Here is a 16,188-nt window from a genome sequence, read left to right on the forward strand (position 1 = left end):
GTTCGCTTTGCATCATAGGCTGGCAGTATACCCTCTGGCTTTTATTGCTTGCAGCGACAATTAATCGCCCCGGGAGGGGCGTATACTGCTCCTTTAGTAGCGGAGCGAGATATGCAGCCACAACAGCAGTTGGCTATGGAAGCCAGTATCAATGCCATCGAGTGGAGCGGCAATGCTCTTCGCCTGTTGGATCAGCGGTCTTTGCCGGATGACGTAGATTATTTGGAATGCATGGACGCCGCCGCGATAGCCGGGGCTATCCGGGGTCAGGCGGTCCGTGGAAATTCATTGATTGGCATTGCGGCAGCCTATGGCGTCGTGCTCGCAGCCAAAGCGATAGGCACGTCGGACAATTGGGAGGCGGCGCTTGCCGATGCTTTCGCCATGCTCGAAGCGTCCATGCCAGAGGTTATGCAGCCAAGCTGGGCATTGCGCATGATGCACGAACGCACGCGGCGCCTGGCGGATCATGTCGATGTGCCGGGTGAGCTGCTCAGCGCGGCGATATCCATCCATCACAGCGATATCGAAGCCAATCTCACTATGGGCAAGCTGGGTGCACAACTGATCCGCAAGCATCAGAAAGGCAAGCAAAACCTGATGACCCATGGTAACGCTGGTGCGCTGACCGCTGCGGGCTACGGTACGGCGTTAGGCGTAGTGCTGACTGCGCATGCCGCGGGGCTGGTGGATGCGATATATGTAAACGAAACGCGGCCGGGGCTGGAAGGGGCGCGGCTGACTGAATGGGAGCTGGCACAGCTGGGTATTGCTGCCCGGGTTGGCGTGGATTCGGCAGCCGGCCATCTGATGAAATCGGTGCCGATGACCTGGGTGGTCGTAGGCGCAGAGCGTATCGCAGCAAACGGTGACGTGATCAGCACTATCGGTACCTATGCGTTGGCGATACTGGCGATGCACCATGGGTTGCGCTTTATGGTCGTGGCGCCTTCGTCAGCCATCGACATGGGTCTGGAAATCGATGATGACGTTGCGCCGGATGAGCAGCCGGGTAACGATGAGCGCAGCAAGGTCAGTGCGCTGTCCCCGGGCCCGCTGACCTTTGACGTCACACCCGCAGATCTGGTGGATGTGATCGTGACGGAAAAAGGTCTTATTGAACGTCCGGACGCGGCCAGAATCGCGGATTTGATGAGTCATCGGCGGCTTCATTGAGAGCGCTTTCGCATCCCCGGGCAGATTTACGCTCACAGTAAGCTTGTGAGCGCCCCCAGCCTTTCTTGCGACTCCCTCCAGGGCTCGACTGTGGTACACTTTCCGCCTTTAATCCGGGGCCTCTCAGGAGGCCTCGCAAGCGTCGATCTTACGCGATAGGCATCATCAGGTTGCCGCCACCAAAAGGAATGCCGTTTCATGGGCGAACTGGCCAAAGAAATCCTTCCAGTCAATATCGAAGACGAGCTGAAACAGTCCTACCTCGACTACGCCATGAGCGTGATCGTCGGTCGTGCTCTGCCTGACGTGCGCGATGGCCTGAAGCCGGTTCACCGCCGCGTGCTGTTCGCCATGAGCGAGCTGAATAACGACTGGAACAAGCCATACAAGAAATCCGCCCGTGTGGTGGGTGACGTCATCGGTAAATATCACCCGCATGGCGACTCCGCCGTATACGACACCATTGTTCGTATGGCTCAGCCATTCTCGCTGCGTTACCTGCTGGTGGACGGGCAGGGCAACTTCGGTTCGGTAGATGGCGACAGCGCTGCTGCCATGCGATATACCGAAATCCGGATGACCAAGCTGGCCCATGAGCTGCTGGCCGACCTGGAAAAGGAAACCGTTGACTGGGTACCAAACTATGACGGTACCGAGCAGATCCCAGCGGTACTCCCGACCAAGGTCCCGAACCTGCTGGTAAACGGTTCCAGCGGTATCGCAGTCGGTATGGCGACCAATATTCCGCCGCACAACCTGACCGAGGTCATCAACGGGTGTTTGGCGCTGATTGCCAACCCTGAAATGTCCATTGATGAATTGATGGAACATATTCCGGGTCCTGACTTTCCCACGGCCGGGATCATCAACGGGCGAGCGGGCATTGTTGAAGCCTACAAGACCGGTCGCGGCCGCATTTACGTTCGCGCTCGTTGCGAGATCGAGGACATCGACAAGGTCGGTGGCCGCCAGCAGATTCTCATCCATGAGCTACCGTACCAGGTCAACAAGGCTCGTTTGATCGAGAAGATCGCCGAGCTGGTTAAAGAGAAGAAGATCGAAGGCATTACTGAGCTGCGCGATGAGTCCGACAAGGACGGCATGCGCGTAGTTATCGAACTGCGTCGCGGCGAAGTGGCCGAGGTCGTGCTGAACAACCTGTACTCGCAAACCCAGATGCAGAACGTATTCGGCATCAATATCGTTGGTTTGCTGGATGGGCGCCCACGGATCCTTAATCTCAAGGAGCTGCTGGAAGCCTTCGTACGGCATCGACGGGAAGTGGTTACCCGCCGTACCGTATATGAATTGCGCAAGGCGCGTGAACGCGGCCATATTCTTGAAGGTCAGGCGGTTGCGTTATCCAATATCGACCCGGTCATTGCACTGATCAAGGCATCGCCCTCACCAGCTGAAGCCAAGGAACGTTTGATTTCCACTGCCTGGGAACCCGGTGCGGTGTTGGAGATGGTCGATCGTGCTGGTGCAGATGTCTGTCGCCCCGATGAGCTGCCTGAGCAGTACGGGCTGCGTGAAGGCAAATATTATCTGTCTCCGGAACAGGCTCAGGCCATTCTCGAATTGCGCCTGCATCGCCTGACCGGTCTGGAGCATGAAAAACTGCTGACCGAGTATCAGGAAATCCTGGTCCAGATCGGCGAGCTGTTGCGCATTCTGAACAGCCAGGTACGGCTGATGGAAGTGATCGTCGAGGAGCTCGAGCTGATTCGCAGCAACTACGGCGATGCCCGTCGCAGTGAAATTGTCGCCTCACGCCTGGATCTGACTATCGCAGACCTGATCACCGAGGAAGACCGCGTTGTCACTATTTCCCATGGCGGTTACGCGAAGAGCCAGCCGCTGGCTGATTATCAGGCGCAGCGCCGGGGCGGCCGTGGGAAAGCAGCCACAGGCGTGAAGGATGAGGATTATGTTTCTCACCTGCTGGTAGCCAACAGTCACACAACCATCATGATGTTCTCGAGCAAGGGCAAGGTGTACTGGCTCAAGACCTACGAAATTCCCGAGGCGTCCCGCACCGCGCGTGGCCGTCCGCTGGTGAATCTGTTACCGCTGGACGAGGGCGAGTACATCACAACGATGCTGCCGGTCGATGAATACACCGAAGGCTGGTTTGTGTTCATGGCGACCGCCAAGGGCACGGTGAAGAAGACGCCGCTCGAGCAGTTCAGTCGTCAGCGTACAGTGGGTCTGATCGCGCTGGATCTGGACGAAGGCGATACGCTGATCTCCGCCGCTGTGACCAATGGTGAACGTGAAATCATGCTGTTCTCCGATGGCGGCAAGGTGACTCGATTCAAGGAGACCGATGTGCGGGCAATGGGTCGTACGGCCCGTGGTGTGCGCGGTATGCGCCTGGCAGAAGGGCAGTGCCTGGTGTCGATGATCGTGGCTGAAGAAGGCACTGCGATCCTTACCGCCTCCGAGCGAGGCTTCGGTAAGCGCACTCCAATCGAGGACTTCCCCCAGTACAATCGCGGTGGTCAGGGCGTCATTGCCATGGTCTCCAATGAACGCAATGGTCCGCTGGTCGGGGCCGTACAGGTAGTCGACGGTGAGGAAATCATGTTGATTTCCGATCAGGGCACATTGGTGCGTACCCGCGTCAGCGAAGTATCCAGCCTGTCGCGCAATACCCAGGGCGTGACGCTTATCAAGCTATCCAATGGCGAGAAGCTGGTCGGCCTGGAGCGCGTGCAAGAGCCCAGCGAGCTTGATGATGAGGAACTCGAAGAAGATGCCGACGCAGCGGATGTGACGGATGACATGGCGACCGGCCCGGCAGACGATGATGCCGCACCGACGATTGATGACCAGGAGTGAATGTGAGCAAGCGTCTGTTCAATTTCTGCGCCGGCCCGGCCGCGCTACCCGAAGCGGTACTGCAGCAAGCCCAGGCTGATTTGCTTGACTGGCAGGGCAAGGGTCTGTCAGTCATGGAAATGAGCCACCGCAGTGATGAGTTCGTCGGTATCGCCGAGCGCGCGGAGCAGGATTTACGCGATCTGCTATTGATCCCGAGTGACTACCGCGTGTTGTTTCTGCAGGGTGGCGCGAGCCAGCAGTTTGCGCAGATACCGTTGAATCTGCTGGGAGAAGGCGGAAGCGCCGACTATATCGATACCGGTATATGGTCACGCAAGGCCATCGAGGAAGCGTCCCGGTACGGGCACGTCAATGTGGCCGCCTCGGCAGAGGCCTATGACTATTTCGCTATTCCGGGGCAGAACGAGTGGAGCCTGTCAGACGAGGCGGCCTACGTACATTACACCCCCAACGAGACCATCGGTGGGCTGGAGTTCAACTGGATTCCGGAAGTAGGCGACAAACCATTGGTCGCGGATATGTCCTCGACCATCCTGTCCCGTCCGCTGGACGTGTCGAAATTTGGTCTGATCTATGCCGGCGCACAGAAGAACATCGGGCCCAGCGGTCTGGTAGTCGTCATCGTTCACGAAAGTCTGCTGGGCAAGGCGCACAGCAAGTGCCCCACCATGCTCGACTACAGCGTGGCAGCCAAGAACGGATCGATGTACAACACGCCGCCAACCTTTGCCTGGTATCTCTCCGGCCTGATTTTTCAGTGGCTGAAGGATAAGGGTGGTCTGGATGCGATGGAAAAGATCAACGATGCCAAGCAGCGCAAGCTCTACGCGGCTATCGATGGCAGTGAGCTGTATACCAATCCGATCAACATCGCCGACCGGTCGTGGATGAACATTCCGTTCCGGCTGGCTGATGATCGACTGGACAAGCCTTTTCTTGCGGGCGCGGCTGAGCGCGGCCTGCTCAACCTGAAGGGACACCGGTCAGTAGGCGGTATGCGCGCTTCCATCTATAACGCAGTGCCTGAAACGGCGGTGGATGCGCTGGTGGCCTATATGGCCGAATTCGAGAAACAGCACGGTTGATGTCCATGTCAGATGAAGCGCAGCTCCAGGCTCTACGAAACCGTATTGATACGATTGACGAGAAGATTCTCGAGCTGATCAGTGAGCGCGCCCAGTGCGCGCAGACGGTTGCTCAGGTCAAGCAGAAGTCGTTGCCCGCCGGTGCCAAGCCGGTGTACTACCGGCCTGAACGTGAGGCCTGGGTACTCAAACATATCATGGAGCTGAACAAGGGGCCCCTCGATAACGAGGAAATGGCCCGGCTGTTCCGCGAAATCATGTCTGCCTGCCTGGCACTTGAAGAGCCGCTCAAGGTCGCCTACCTGGGGCCGGAGGGCACCTTTACCCAGGCTGCCGCGATCAAGCATTTCGGGCATTCGGTGATCAGTGTGCCGATGGCGGCCATCGACGAAATCTTCCGGGAGGTTGCCGCTGGCGCGGTGCAATTCGGCGTGGTGCCGGTGGAGAATTCCACGGAAGGGGCAATCAACCATACGCTCGACAGCTTTCTCGAACACGATATGGTCATCTGTGGCGAGGTCGAGCTGCGTATTCATCACCATTTACTGGTCGGCGAGAACACCCGCACCGACAAGATTTCCCGCGTGTATTCTCACGCCCAGTCGTTGGCGCAGTGCCGCAAGTGGCTGGATGCGCATTACCCCAACGTCGAGCGGGTGGCAGTCAGCAGCAACGCCGAGGCAGCCAAGCGGGTACGTGGAGAATGGAACTCCGCGGCTATCGCCGGTGATATGGCCTGTGAGTTGTACGAGCTGACCAAGATTGCCGAGAAGATTGAAGACCGTCCGGATAACTCCACGCGCTTCCTCATTATTGGCACTCAGTCAGTGCCTTCGACCGGTGATGACAAGACCTCCGTTATTGTGTCCACGCGCAACAAGCCTGGCGCGCTGCATGAGCTGCTGCAGCCTTTCCATGCCAATGGAATTGATCTGACGCGGATCGAAACGCGTCCGTCGCGCATCGGCAAGTGGACTTACGTCTTCTTCATCGATTTCTTTGGCCATCAGGATGATCCCCTGGTCAGGGATGTGCTGGAAAAGGTCAACAACGATTCGGTGGCTGTGAAGGTGTTGGGCTCCTATCCAAAAGCCGTCCTGTAATCTGCCTGTAGCGGGCAAGCGTTGTTTGCGAACAGCATTGCCCGGTCTCTCTCGAAGCTTGAGGTATGAACTATGAGTTGTGATTTCCTCGCCCTGGCGCTTCCGGGCGTGCAGAAGTTGAGCCCCTATGTACCCGGAAAGCCCATTGAAGAGCTGGCTCGGGAATTCGATCTCGATCCGGCTGAAATCATCAAACTGGCAAGCAACGAGAATCCGCTCGGTCCGGCACCGATGGCAATCAGGGCCATCCAGCAGGCATTACCGGATCTGACCCGATATCCGGACGGTAACGGTTTTGCTCTGAAGCAGGCTATTGGTAGCCGCTTCGGGTTTGACCTGGCGATGATTACACTCGGAAACGGCTCCAATGACATTCTCGAGTTGCTGGCCCGCGCCTTCGTTGCTCCTGAGCATGAGGTGATCTTCAGTCAGCACGCTTTTGCTGTGTATCCGATCGTCACTCAGGCGGTGGGCGCGCGCGCGGTGGAAGTGCCTGCGCGCGATTGGGGGCACGATCTCGACGCCATGGCGGCCGCGATCACGCCAGCTACACGCGTGATATTTGTGGCGAACCCGAATAACCCGACGGGTACCTGGGTAGAGCGCGCGGCGCTCGAAGCCTTTCTTGACCGGGTGCCTGAGCGGGTGTTGGTGGTGCTGGACGAGGCCTATACGGAGTACGTCGAAGACGAGCACGCAGTGAATGGCTTCGATTACGTGACGCGCTATTCCAATGTGGTCGTATCGCGCACCTTCTCCAAGGCGTATGGCCTGGCCGCTTTGCGCGTCGGGTATTGCATCAGTAGTCCGGCTATCGCAGATGTGCTGAACCGGGTTCGCCAGCCATTCAACGTAAACAGTCTCGCGCTGGCGGCCGCAGTGGCCAGTCTGTCTGATCACGCCTACCTGGACGAAAGTCGCCGCGCCAATCGCGAAGGCATGGCGCAGCTGGAGCAGGGGTTCCGTGAGCTGGGGCTGAACTGGATTCCCTCGCGCGGCAACTTCATCGCGGTCGATCTTGGACGCGAAGCAGCGCCTGTTTACCAGGGGCTGTTGCGCAGGGGCGTCATCGTACGTCCCGTTGCAGGCTACGGCATGCCGAATCACCTGCGTGTCACCATTGGGTTGCCGGCCGAAAACCAGCGTTTCCTGGATGCGCTGGCAGAGGTCCTGGCCGATGAATGATGTCACCGCTCCGTCACCCGAGGCGCCTATTATCGGGCGGCTGGCGGTAGTAGGGCTGGGCCTCATTGGCGGCTCCTTTGCGAAGGGCTTGCGGGCCAGCGGGATCTGTCGGGAAGTGGTCGGTTGCGATCCTGATCCGATGGCGCGTCGTATGGCTGTTCCGCTCGGGATCGTGGACCGGGTCACTGCCGATCTGGCCGAGGCGGTGCAGGGGGCCGATGTCATCATGCTCGCCGTGCCAGTGCTGGCAATGGAAGAAGTGCTCGCTGCGTTGGCCACGCTGGACCTGGGTCAGGCTGTATTGACCGATGCCGGCAGTACCAAACGCGCGGTCGTCGAAGCGGTTGAGAAGGCGTTCGGCAATATCCCGTCGCTGTTCGTGCCGGGTCATCCGATCGCCGGTTCGGAAAAAAGCGGTATCGAAGCTGCACGGGCAGATCTGTTCAAGCGACACAAGGTCATTCTCACTCCGCTGGAAAATACCAGCGAGCAGGCACTCGAGCGGGTGGCGAGCCTGTGGCGTGCCCTGGGTGGAGATGTGGAATTCATGGGGCTTACAGATCACGATGAAGTGCTGGCCGCGACCAGTCATTTGCCGCATCTGTTGGCGTTTTCGCTGGTCGATACGCTGGCCGCCCGCAGTGAGAACCTCGACATCTTTCGCTACGCTGCAGGCGGTTTCCGGGATTTTACCCGTATTGCCGCCAGCGATCCGGTGATGTGGCGCGATGTGTTTCTGGCCAATCGGGACGCCGTGTTGCGTAGTCTCGATGCCTTTACCAAGGATTTAAGCCGCTTGCGCGCGGCGGTCGAAGCGCGGGATGCCAATACCCTGCTGGGTGTGTTTACCCGGGCTAAGTCGGCGCGTGAGCATTTCAGTACTATTCTGGCCCGCAGGGCATATATGGAACCCATGCAGACTAAAATGACCAACTTCATAGCCGCTCCGGGTGGGTCTGTCACAGGACGCATCCGCGTACCAGGCGACAAATCTATCTCCCATCGCTCAATCATGCTTGGATCACTCGCCGAAGGGGTAACCGAGGTCGAAGGTTTCCTCGAGGGCGAGGACAGCCTGGCGACCTTGCAGGCGTTCCGCGACATGGGCGTAGTCATCGAAGGCCCGCACCACGGCCGGGTGACGATCAACGGTGTTGGCATGAACGGACTACAAGCGCCGCCCGGTCCGCTGTATGTGGGCAATTCCGGAACGTCCATGCGCTTGCTGTCCGGCCTGCTTGCCGCGCAGCGGTTCGATACGGTACTGACTGGCGATGCGTCGCTCTCCAAGCGGCCGATGGGCCGGGTCGCCAAGCCGCTGCGTGAAATGGGCGCTCGTATCGAGACCGCCAGCGATGGGCGTCCACCGCTGCGGATCTACGGCGATGGCACCCTGATGGGCATGGACTACACTATGCCGATGGCAAGTGCGCAGGTGAAATCCTGCCTGCTGTTGGCGGGCTTGTATGCATCAGGGTCGACTTCGGTCACCGAGCCTGCGCCTACCCGTGACCACACCGAACGTATGTTGAAAGGCTTTGGCTATCCGGTAAAAGTCGAAGGCGCCACGGTCACGGTCGAACCGGGACATAAGCTGACGGCGTGCAAGATCGACGTTCCTGCAGATATCTCGTCCGCTGCGTTTTTCATGGTGGCCGCCAGTATTGCCGAAGGGTCCGACCTGCTGCTTGAGCACGTCGGCATCAACCCGACCCGTATCGGCGTGATCAATATCCTGCGCGCCATGGGTGGCGACCTGACTGTTGAGAACGAGCGCGAGGTAGGTGGCGAGCCAGTAGCCGATATACGCGTGCGCTATGCGCCGCTGAAGGGAATCGAGATTCCCGTGGACCAGGTGCCATTGGCTATCGACGAATTCCCCGCGCTGTTTGTTGCCGCGGCGTGCGCTGAAGGCCGTACCGTGTTGCGCGGTGCAGAGGAGCTGCGGGTAAAGGAATCGGATCGCATTCAGGTGATGGCGGACGGCTTGCAGGCGCTGGGTGTGTCCGCTGAGCCGACGCCTGACGGCATCATTATCGAGGGTGGCAATATTCATGGGGGCAGCATTGATAGCCACGGTGATCATCGCATCGCGATGTCGTTCAGCGTCGCTTCGTTGCGTGCGACTGGAGAGATTCATATCAACGACTGCGCCAACGTAGCGACATCATTCCCGGACTTTATCGAGCTTGCCCAAACGGCGGGCATTCAGGTCCGGTTGGAGGAAAGCGTGTGACAGAACAAGCCATACCGGTAATTACCATCGATGGGCCCGGTGGCTCGGGGAAAGGCACTATCGCAGGTTTGCTGGCGGCGAAGCTGGGCTGGAATCTTCTCGATTCCGGTGCCTTGTACAGGCTGCTGGCGTTTGCTGCGCAAAATCATGGTATCGCGCTGGACAACGAGAAAAGTCTGGAAGCATTGGCGGCTCACCTTGACGTCCGCTTCGTAACCTCGGAAGACAACCGGGAACAGCACATTCTTCTCGAAGGAGAGGAGGTCACCCGGGCGATCAGAAGCGAGGCGGTCGGCGCCAATGCTTCTATCGTCGCTGCGTTATCCTCGGTTCGCGAGGCGTTGTTGCAGCGTCAACGTGTGTTTCGTGAGCCGCCGGGCCTGGTTGCTGACGGCCGGGATATGGGCACCGTGGTATTTACCGACGCGCCACTGAAGGTATTTCTGACCGCCAGTCCCGAGGAAAGGGCTGAACGGCGCCACAAGCAGTTGCTGGGTAAGGGTGAAACTGCTAATCTGGCGAGTCTTCTTGATGAGATTGTTGCTCGAGACGAGCGGGACATGAACCGCAGCGTTGCGCCTTTACGGCCTGCTGAGGATGCGCTCCTGATTGACTCTACCAGCATGACAATCGATGAGGTCCTGGAAAAGGTGCATGCGGAAGCGCTCAGGCGCGATCTGCTCAACTGATTTCAAAGGTCTTTTACCGGGAAACCAGCCCCACCGGTAAAAGGGTTTAAATAATCAACCCACGCAAGCTGGTGGCGTGGCGGGTATGTTTGCTGCAGGGCCCGCATTAGAGCGGCCAGGCGGTTACTGCCTTAATAAACATTTACAGGAATCCAAATGAGCGAAAGCTTTGCCGAACTTTTTGAAGAAAGCCTAGTAACCCTCGATATGGAGCCAGGCTCCATCATCACCGGTATTGTTGTGGACATCGACTCCGATTGGGTCACCGTTCACGCCGGTCTGAAATCCGAGGGTGTCATTCCGCGTGAGCAGTTCCTGAACGATCAGGGCGAACTGACCATCAACGTGGGTGATGAGGTGCACGTAGCACTGGAAGCCGTTGAAGACGGTTTCGGTGAGACCAAGCTGTCCCGTGAAAAGGCCAAGCGCGCCGAATCCTGGAAAGTCCTCGAAGCAGCTTTCGCCGCAGAAGAAATCGTCAAGGGTGTTATCAACGGCAAGGTCAAAGGTGGCTTTACCGTCGACGTCAACACCATCCGCGCGTTCCTGCCGGGTTCCCTGGTCGATGTCCGTCCGGTCCGCGATACCACGCACCTGGAAGGCAAAGAGCTGGAATTCAAGGTCATCAAGCTGGACCAGAAGCGCAACAACGTCGTCGTTTCCCGTCGTGCCGTCCTCGAAGCCGAGAACAGTGCCGAGCGTGAAGCTCTGCTGGAAACCTTGCAGGAAGGCCAGGTCGTCAAAGGTATCGTCAAGAACCTCACCGATTACGGCGCTTTCGTTGATCTGGGCGGCGTAGATGGCCTGCTGCACATCACCGATATGGCCTGGAAGCGTATCAAGCATCCTTCCGAGATCGTCAATGTCGGCGACGAGATCGACGTCAAGGTGCTGAAATTCGACCGCGAGCGCAACCGCGTTTCCCTGGGTCTGAAGCAGCTGGGCGAAGATCCATGGGTCGCCATCACTGGCCGTTATCCAGAAGGCACGCGTGTAAACGCCAAGGTCACCAACCTTACCGACTACGGCTGCTTTGCCGAGCTGGAAGAGGGCGTTGAAGGCCTGGTGCACGTTTCCGAAATGGATTGGACCAACAAGAACATCCATCCTTCCAAAGTCGTTCAGGTTGGCGATGAAGTGGAAGTCATGGTTCTGGATATCGACGAAGATCGTCGTCGTATCTCCCTGGGCATCAAGCAGTGCAAGATGAACCCGTGGGAAGAGTTCTCCAGCAAGTTCAACAAGGGCGACAAGATCTCCGGTTCGATCAAGTCGATCACCGATTTCGGTATCTTCATTGGTCTGGACGGTGGCATCGACGGCCTGGTTCACCTGTCCGATATCTCCTGGAACGAAGTCGGTGAAGAAGCCGTACGCCGTTTCAAGAAGGGCGACGAGATCGAAACAGTCATCCTGTCCGTTGATCCTGAGCGCGAGCGTATCTCTCTGGGTATCAAGCAGCTGGAAGACGATCCGTTCTCCAACTTCGTATCCCTGAACGAGAAGGGCAGCATCATCAACGGTACGGTCAAGGAAGTTGACGCCAAGGGTGCTGTAATTACCCTGGCTGACGATATCGAAGGTACTTTGAAAGCCTCCGAAATCAGCCGTGATCGCGTTGAAGATGCTCGCAACGTTCTGAACGTTGGCGACGAAGTTGAAGCCAAGGTCATCAGCATCGATCGCAAGAGCCGCGTCATCAGCCTGTCGATCAAGGCCAAGGACGTTGAAGACGAGAAAGAAGCCATCCAGGACCTGCGCAAGCAGGAAATGCTGGCAGCTGGTCCGACCACCATCGGTGATCTGATCAAGCAGCAGATGGAAAACAAGGGCAACTAAGCAAGCCTTTGTAATCCCTGAAAAAGGGCGACTTCGGTCGCCCTTTTTTGTGTGCGCAGGAAATCAGTAGCCGTCCCGCCTGATTTTGTCCTTTATCAGGCTGTTCAAACGGCGTCAAGCATGGTAAAACCGTTGAAAACGGATCTAGCCGCTTGATAAAAAAGGAAAAACCATGACCAAGTCGGAGTTGATCGAGCGCATAGTCGAACAGCAGGGACAGTTGTCGGCAAAGGATGTGGAGCTTGCGATCAAGACAATGTTGGAACACATGTCCCAGGCGCTGTCGACGGGCGAGCGAATCGAAATACGCGGATTTGGCAGTTTCTCGCTGCACTATCGCGCCCCTCGACTGGGGCGAAACCCGAAAACGGGCGATGCTGTAGAGCTTGATGGCAAGTTCGTGCCGCATTTCAAACCAGGCAAGGAGTTACGCGACCGCGTTAACGAGTCGCTCGAAAACGCCTGAGTCATATCAACCGCACTTGGCGCTGCGCTATACTCCGCTCAATATTCAGAAAGGGAGTGGCGGCAATGCAGTGGCTGAAGCGCGTGGCGCTTATCATCGTTTCCTTGCTGGTCGCCCTGGCGACCCTTGATTTCGTGCTGGAAAATCAGCAGGGAGTCACCTTGCAGTTTCTTGAACTGCAATCCCCGGAATTTCCTCTTTCGCTCTTCATCGTGTTGGCGTTCATCGTCGGTAGTCTGCTGGGTATCTTTATCGGTTGGTTGGTCACGACCCGACTGCGGCTGCGTCTCATGGTGCAGAACAATGAGCTGAACCGTCACCGTAAAGAAATAGACAAGCTGCGCACGCAGGCGATCAAGGGGTGATATGCGGGAACTGCTGTTCCTTGGACTGTTCATGGCGGCTCTGGCTATCGGTTGGTATCTGGGCCGGCGCGAGGCAATCAAGGTACGGTTCCTGGTAGAGCCGCACGGAAGCGCTATCGATCGACACTATTTCATTGGCCTCAATTATCTGCTGAACGAACAACCCGATGAGGCCATCGAGACCTTCATTCGTGCTTTGGAAGTCAATCCTGAAACGGTGGAAACCCACATTGCCATTGGCCGGCTGTTTTGCCAGCGGGGCGATGTTGAGCGTGCGATCAAGGTCCATCAAAACTTGCTGGCACGCCCTAACCTGACCCGTGAGCAGGGCGACCGGGTACAGTACGAACTGGCGCGGGACTATCTGACGGTCGGCATGTACCCGCGAGCAGAGCGCTTATTGGACGAGCTGATCAGTAACCAGTCTCCGATGCGCGCCGACGCTCTCGTCGATCTGGTGAGAATCCACGAACGCGAGCGGGACTGGGAACAGGCGGTGAAGGTGGGCGAGAAGCTCGTCACTGAGCGCCCGGCCTTTGCCGCAACACTTGCGCACTATCACTGCGAGCGGGCCTTGACAGCACAGCGCAAGCGCGACTGGCAGCAGGCCATTACGCATCTGGGCAGCGCATTAGGAGCCAACAGGGCGAATGTGCGGGCGATCCTGATGCTTGCAGAGCTTGAAGAGCAGCAGGGTAACCATCGAGAGTGCGTTAAATGGCTGAATCAACTGGCCGAAACCGATCCGGATTTTGTGCCTCAAGCCTTGCCGTTGGCGAGGCGCTGCGCAGATAATGGCGCTCTGAATTTATCCGGCTATCTCGACAAGGTAATTGGCCAGGCTAGAAGCTCGCCGATTGCTACCGTCATGGAACGTGCCGACGAGATAAAAAAACACTCAGGAACTGCTCCAGCCAGCCGATACATGGTGGCTCATCTCCAAGCTGAGCCCTCATTGCGCGGTCTGATCTACCTGATGGATCTGCACGAGAACGCCGTTGAGCCTAAAGGCCGGGAAAATCTGCTTGCACTACGGGGCGTTATCGAAGCGCTGATCTCGGACGCTCATCAGTACCGTTGCCAGGCGTGCGGCTTTTCCACTCGACAACTCCATTGGCAGTGTCCTACCTGTCATGGCTGGTCAACTATCAGACCGCTCAAGGGGCAGAAAGCCATTTGAACCATTCCGATTTGCAACAGGAACCAAGCATGCCTTGTAATACATCCGTAATCGTTGCGCTGGATTATCCCGATGCGCCGTCTGCTCTGGCTATGGCGGATCAGCTTGAGCCCAAGCTGTGCCGCGTGAAAGTCGGCAAGGAGCTGTTTACCAGTTCCGGGCCAGCCGTGGTCGAAGCGCTTCAAGCCAAAGGCTTCGAAGTATTTCTGGACCTGAAATTTCACGACATCCCCAATACCACCGCTTGCGCCGTTCAGGCGGCGGCCGAGCTGGGTGTCTGGATGGTCAACGTCCATGCCGGTGGTGGACGGCGCATGATGGAAGCCTGCAGAGAGACCCTCGAGCGACGCGCGTCCGGTGCCAGGCCGCTGCTGACGGCGGTCACGGTGTTGACCAGTCTGGAGCAGGAGGATCTGCAGGAAGTTGGTATCGATATCGAACCCATGGTGCAGGTCCAGCGTCTGGCGCGGCTAACACAGGAATGTGGTCTGGATGGCGTTGTGTGCTCGGCGCGGGAAGCGCGGGCGTTGCGTGGTGCGTTGGGAGATGAGTTCTTGCTGGTCACACCGGGGATCCGTCCAGCCGACAGCAGCGCTGATGACCAGAAGCGTATCGTTACGCCGCGTCAGGCCCTTGAGAACGGCAGCAGCTATATGGTGATAGGGCGACCTATAACGCGCTCGGATCAGCCAATGAACGCGTTGAGGTCGATTCTGGCGGGTCTGGAAGGCTGACGAGAAGGGTAGGGCGGCAAGGATGGAGCTGAGCGCCTGAATAGCGAAACCTGTGAGAGATCAATGCTGAAGCGGCTGCGCCCTGTTCGGGGCAGCCGCGACGCTTACAGCTAATCAGCTCATTTGCGACTGCTGATAATTTTCCAGCCCAACCCTGTCGATCAGGCCAAGCTGGGTTTCCAGCCAGTCGATATGTTCTTCTTCTGATTCCAGAATATCTTCAAACAATTCGCGACTTCCGTAGTCAGCGACTGTTTCGCAATAGGCTATGGCTGTCTTCAGGTCAGGGATACCAGCCATTTCCAGGCGCAGATCGCATTCCAGGATTTCTCGGACATTCTCGCCGATAAGCAGTTTGCCAAGGTCTTGCAGGTTGGGGAGACCTTCGAGAAACAGCACCCGCTTTATCAGCATGTCGGCGTGCTTCATCTCGTCGATGGATTCCTTGTATTCATATTCGCCCAGTTTTTCCAAGCCCCAATCCTGGAGCATTCGGGCGTGCAGGAAATACTGGTTGATCGCGACCAGTTCATTTCCCAATACAGTATTGAGGTGCTGGATAACTACGCTATCGCCTTTCATGACTCTATTCCTCAGGGTATATCAGACAGCAAGTCTGGTCCGGAGTCCCGGTGCTGTCAAACTATAACTGACTGATATAAAAAGGAATTACGAACGATTCGCAATAGTTTTGGCGTTGCTGGCTGATGCTCTGTTCAGGCTGCCACGAATTGAGCGCTCTGGAACGCCACTTGGCTGCCTACAAGGTTCTCGGCGAGCAGGGACTTGCATTCGCGTCCACATTTTCCGCACTGACTGGCGACGTCGAGTGTTGCGCGCAAATCCCGCATGCTGCTGGCCCCTTCGCTGATCGCTTCTCGGATCTGGCGGTCAGTTACACCCTTGCAAAGACAGATATACATGCACAACCCCCAACCCCGTGGACTTGGAAATCATGCTAATGCTAATGAGAATGCTTGTCAAACGCTGCTGGCTGTTTCGTTGTTGCGGAGATGAATCCCGTTTCATCCCGTTCCGAACCTACTCAAGAAATAAGAATTCTGAATGTGGGCAGTGTGTACGGCCTGATGGCGCCGCGAAGCCGCATGCCTGCCGGGTTGCCGAACCTTTGTTCCGAATCAGGAGCGAACAACGACCGGCTTGCAGGGCGCTGCGGTTCATCGCAGCTTGTAAAGGGCATCGACTGTCATAGAATCGGCCTCAGAAGCCCATCGCTTCGCTAGGTCAACCACTGCTGATCGGTCGGCAGTGACCCTGGAGAC

Annotated in this window: 14 protein-coding genes; 12 read left to right on the forward strand and 2 right to left on the reverse strand. The window is 57.5% G+C overall.

Annotated elements, in window-relative coordinates; all coding sequences use genetic code 11:
• The first annotated feature begins 111 nt into the window (after window positions 1-111).
• The 12 genes from mtnA (at window position 112) to pyrF (ending at window position 14,905) form a co-directional block, all read left to right on the forward strand.
• Complete coding sequence (gene mtnA / locus G3M63_RS11915) at window positions 112-1,176, forward strand: S-methyl-5-thioribose-1-phosphate isomerase (protein WP_371923452.1); 1,065 nt, start codon at window positions 112-114, stop codon at window positions 1,174-1,176.
• Window positions 1,177-1,374: 198 nt separating this feature from the next.
• On the forward strand, window positions 1,375-4,020 hold the full coding sequence (gene gyrA, locus G3M63_RS11920; RefSeq protein WP_163983265.1) for a DNA gyrase subunit A: 2,646 nt from the start codon (window positions 1,375-1,377) through the stop codon (window positions 4,018-4,020).
• A 2-nt stretch (window positions 4,021-4,022) separates the two neighbouring features.
• Complete coding sequence (gene serC, locus G3M63_RS11925) at window positions 4,023-5,108, forward strand: 3-phosphoserine/phosphohydroxythreonine transaminase (protein WP_150301005.1); 1,086 nt, start codon at window positions 4,023-4,025, stop codon at window positions 5,106-5,108.
• Between the two features lie 5 nt (window positions 5,109-5,113).
• Entirely contained in the window at window positions 5,114-6,211 is a 1,098-nt protein-coding gene (pheA, locus tag G3M63_RS11930) for a prephenate dehydratase (protein WP_150301004.1), read from the forward strand.
• A 72-nt stretch (window positions 6,212-6,283) separates the two neighbouring features.
• Window positions 6,284-7,396 carry a histidinol-phosphate transaminase gene (hisC, locus tag G3M63_RS11935; protein ID WP_163983266.1) on the forward strand — a complete coding sequence of 371 codons (1,113 nt, stop codon included), beginning with the start codon at window positions 6,284-6,286 and terminating at the stop codon, window positions 7,394-7,396.
• Complete coding sequence (locus G3M63_RS11940) at window positions 7,389-9,632, forward strand: bifunctional prephenate dehydrogenase/3-phosphoshikimate 1-carboxyvinyltransferase (protein WP_163983267.1); 2,244 nt, start codon at window positions 7,389-7,391, stop codon at window positions 9,630-9,632. The genes hisC and G3M63_RS11940 overlap by 8 nt, the downstream gene beginning before the upstream one ends.
• Window positions 9,629-10,321: a (d)CMP kinase gene (gene cmk, locus G3M63_RS11945; protein ID WP_163983268.1), complete on the forward strand. Its 693-nt coding sequence runs from the start codon at window positions 9,629-9,631 to the stop codon at window positions 10,319-10,321. The genes G3M63_RS11940 and cmk overlap by 4 nt, the downstream gene beginning before the upstream one ends.
• Before the next feature lie 156 nt (window positions 10,322-10,477).
• A complete protein-coding gene (gene rpsA, locus G3M63_RS11950; RefSeq protein ID WP_150301000.1) occupies window positions 10,478-12,160 on the forward strand; it encodes a 30S ribosomal protein S1 in 1,683 nt (560 codons plus the stop codon).
• 172 nt (window positions 12,161-12,332) lie between these two features.
• Window positions 12,333-12,626 (forward strand): integration host factor subunit beta, encoded by a 294-nt coding sequence (ihfB, locus tag G3M63_RS11955; protein ID WP_150300999.1) that lies wholly within the window; start codon window positions 12,333-12,335, stop codon window positions 12,624-12,626.
• A gap of 65 nt (window positions 12,627-12,691) precedes the next feature.
• Window positions 12,692-12,991, forward strand: a complete 300-nt coding sequence (locus G3M63_RS11960) for a lipopolysaccharide assembly protein LapA domain-containing protein (RefSeq protein WP_163983269.1) — start codon at window positions 12,692-12,694, stop codon at window positions 12,989-12,991.
• Between the two features lies 1 nt (window position 12,992).
• Window positions 12,993-14,171 carry a lipopolysaccharide assembly protein LapB gene (lapB, locus tag G3M63_RS11965; RefSeq protein ID WP_163983270.1) on the forward strand — a complete coding sequence of 393 codons (1,179 nt, stop codon included), beginning with the start codon at window positions 12,993-12,995 and terminating at the stop codon, window positions 14,169-14,171.
• Between the two features lie 29 nt (window positions 14,172-14,200).
• Window positions 14,201-14,905: an orotidine-5'-phosphate decarboxylase gene (gene pyrF, locus G3M63_RS11970; protein WP_150300996.1), complete on the forward strand. Its 705-nt coding sequence runs from the start codon at window positions 14,201-14,203 to the stop codon at window positions 14,903-14,905.
• Window positions 14,906-15,019: 114 nt separating this feature from the next.
• On the opposite strand, the gene bfr is transcribed toward pyrF, so the two are convergent.
• Entirely contained in the window at window positions 15,020-15,487 is a 468-nt protein-coding gene (gene bfr / locus G3M63_RS11975; protein WP_150300995.1) for a bacterioferritin, read from the reverse strand.
• Between the two features lie 134 nt (window positions 15,488-15,621).
• Window positions 15,622-15,828 carry a bacterioferritin-associated ferredoxin gene (locus tag G3M63_RS11980; protein ID WP_150300994.1) on the reverse strand — a complete coding sequence of 69 codons (207 nt, stop codon included), beginning with the start codon at window positions 15,826-15,828 and terminating at the stop codon, window positions 15,622-15,624.
• Window positions 15,829-16,188 lie beyond the last annotated feature (360 nt).

It is taken from the genome of Pseudomonas sp. OIL-1 (assembly GCF_010669185.1).
GTDB classification, from domain to species: domain Bacteria; phylum Pseudomonadota; class Gammaproteobacteria; order Pseudomonadales; family Pseudomonadaceae; genus Halopseudomonas; species Halopseudomonas profundi.